We start from the raw sequence: 2,845 nt of genomic DNA, 5'->3' as shown, positions 1-2,845 counted from the left end.
ATGATCGGCCACATCATCGAGAAGTCGTGTTGCTGGATTTTGTAGTAATCCTTCACGAAGTTCGGGTCGCCTGGTTGCCCGTAGTCACCACCGAACTGCCATTTGCCGGTCAGCTGGTTGTAGACAACCTGGTCGTTACGATAGCGATAACCGACGTTGATGATCTTGTTCGGGTTGTCTTCCGGCTGGTAGTGAAGCATTGCACTGCCGGAGCGGGTGCTGTGTTCTTCGGTGTCCCAGTTGAAGTCAGCTGTGGCGCGCCAATCGCGGTTGTAGCGGTATTCGTATTCCAGGGCAACAGGCGACACGTCGGACTGTGCGTCGGAGCGGTCGGAAGCAAGGACACCCGGCAATTGAACCTGGCGATCCTTGAAGTACACCGCCTGACCCACGGACACGCGCTGACGTTCGAAGCCGTTGTCTTCAATCCAGCGGCTGGTTACGCCCAGGGACAGCTTGTTCTCGTCGCCGATCCGGTCGTTGCCGCTGAAGCGGTTATCGCGGAACAGCGAGGAGTAGCTGAACGAGTATTCACTGGTGTCGAATACCGGAATATCGCTCTGGTCCTTGTTAGGCACATAGAGGTAAAACGCGCGCGGTTCCAGGGTCTGGCGATAGTCTTTGCCGAACCAGTTGGTATTGCGGTCGAAATACAAGCCGCTGTCGATACTGGCGATTGGAATAGCGCGGTCCTGGGAACTCTTGAAGTTGCCACCAGCATAGGGATTAGCTGCCGTCGCTGCCGCCTGTTGCGCGATGATCTGGTTCTTACCCGTGCTGTCCAGGTCAAGATCGTACTTGGTGTACACGTACTTGAGCTTCGGCGTAATAAAACCGTAGGTCCAGTTCATTGGGTAATCAACAGCTGGCGCGACGTTCAGGCGAGTACCGTTCGCACGGGTCAGACCCGTAACAAACGTGTCGAGGCGAGGCGAAACCAGGTTGTTTTCATCGGTAAAGTTGCCATTTTCCAGGTCACGATCAAACCGAACCGCTTCAGTTTCATAGGTGAAGTTCACACCGCCTGGATGATACGGCAGCGCCCCATTAAAGGTGATCTGCGGTAACCGGTTATACGGGGTGATCTGGGAAATCGTCGCAAGCTGGTAAGCCTGCAGGTTCAGGCGCGCCTGATAGGAGTCACCGCGATAAGTCACGGAACCCTGCTGGTTCACAAAGTCGCGAGGCTGAATACCTTCTTCGTAGGTCTTGAGGTCCTGGAAGAAGTAAGGGTCGCTGATGTTGGTGTAGTCAACCTGAGTTGAAACACGCGAATCCAACCCGCCCTTATGCTGCCAATTGAGCATGTAACGGGTTTTTTCGTAATCAGTCTGATTCTTGCGCTCGTCGCTGTCGTCGTTCAGGTACGCGCCGCCGAACTGCCCTTCGCTGGACTTGGTGAGGTAGCGGAATTCGCCCTCAACCATCATGCCGCGCTTGGTCATGTATTGCGGGTACAACGTGGCGTCATAGTTTGGCGCCAGGTTGAAGTAGTACGGCGTAACCAGTGTGAAGCCGGTTTCGCTGCCGGTGCTGAAGCTTGGCGGCAGGAAGCCGGATTGACGACGGTCGTCGATCGGGAAGTAGATGTACGGGGTGTAGAGGATCGGGATGTTCTTGATCCGCAACGTCGCGTTGGTGGCCGTACCGAAACCGGTGGCCGGGTTCAACGTGATGTTGTTGCCCTTGAGCTGCCAGGCGTTGCTGTCCGGCTCGCAGGTGGTGTACGTACCGTCCTTGAGACGGATGATCGCGTTTTCGGCACGCTTGGCGTACAGGGCGTTACCGCGAATGCGCGACTTGTGCAGCACGTATTCGGCATTGTCGATCTGGGCCGCGCCGGTATCGAGCTGGACCTCGGCGTGGTCGCCGACGATCAGGGCGCCGTTGTCGCGCAGACGCACATCGCCGTTCAGCTCGCCACGGTTCTCGGCCTGGTACAGGCTGGCTTCCTGAGCCTCCATCTGCATGCTGCCCTGGCGCATGACGACGTCACCGGCCAGGGTCGCAACCTGCTGTTCCTGCTCGTAACGAGACACCTTGGCACCGATGAAGGTCGGCGAATCGCTTTTGTCCGTCTTGTCGTTCATGCCAGGACGGGTCGGCTCGATGTACGCGCCGGAGCAATACGGGCCGGTCTCAGCCAGTTGGGCTGCGGTCAGCTTGTCGCGAGGCACCCAGTCCAGGTGGCTGTAGTCGGCACTGCGCGAACGCAGGCCACGGCCCTTGGACTCGGTGACCAGGGTGGTCTTCGGCTCGGCCGCAGCGGTGCCGCCAGCATCGGCTTGCGCCGTGCTGCCAGCGGCGCTGACGGCTGCACCGTCGTGCACCGGGCGCGGTGGTAACGGGGCTGCGGCGGTTTTTGGCGCGCAATCCCAGGCACCCGAAGCAGAGACTGAGCAGTCATACTGTTCCGCGGCGACCACGAATGAGGTGGCGAAAGGTTGCATGGCCAGCAGACTGCCGGTTACCAGCAACGGAAATTTTCTACGAAACGCGGGGGATTTCAATGCCATCTTATTAGTCCGGGCTTCCTGCGTGCCATCTGCCCGCGGTTTGGGCCGCACGCCTCTCGATGGTCTGAAAAAGATGCGTGATAATAAAGCATGACCCGCTTGACGGCTAGCGCCGTCGGAGACCCTTGTAATGCCCGAGCAAGATCTACGTTTACAACAGCTGAAAGTTTGGCTGGATGAGCAGTTGCCGATCCTTTTCAACGCTCAGGACTGGGGTGTCGTACCTCCGGCCACATTGACCGCGGCCAGCAGCGACGCGAGGTTCAGGCGTTATTTCCGGTGGGAGGGCGGCGGTCGCACGTTCGTCGTCATGGACGCTCCACCGCCAC

General features: G+C 58.5%; 1 protein-coding gene and 1 pseudogene. One reads left to right on the top strand and one right to left on the bottom strand.

The features are described 5' to 3' along the window. On the bottom strand, positions 1-2,516 hold a 2,516-nt coding region (locus tag FEM54_RS29580), incomplete at its 3' end, for an LPS-assembly protein LptD (protein WP_138453956.1). 130 nt (positions 2,517-2,646) lie between these two features. Here FEM54_RS29580 and FEM54_RS34455 point away from each other — a divergent pair. Further along, a pseudogene (locus FEM54_RS34455) lies at positions 2,647-2,845 on the top strand (aminoglycoside phosphotransferase); the annotation flags it as partial.

It is taken from the genome of Pseudomonas edaphica (genome assembly GCF_005863185.1).
In the GTDB taxonomy this organism is placed as follows: Bacteria; Pseudomonadota; Gammaproteobacteria; order Pseudomonadales; family Pseudomonadaceae; genus Aquipseudomonas; species Aquipseudomonas edaphica.
Note: the sequence above shows the minus strand (reverse complement) of the source record. Positions and strands in the feature narration are given on the sequence as shown.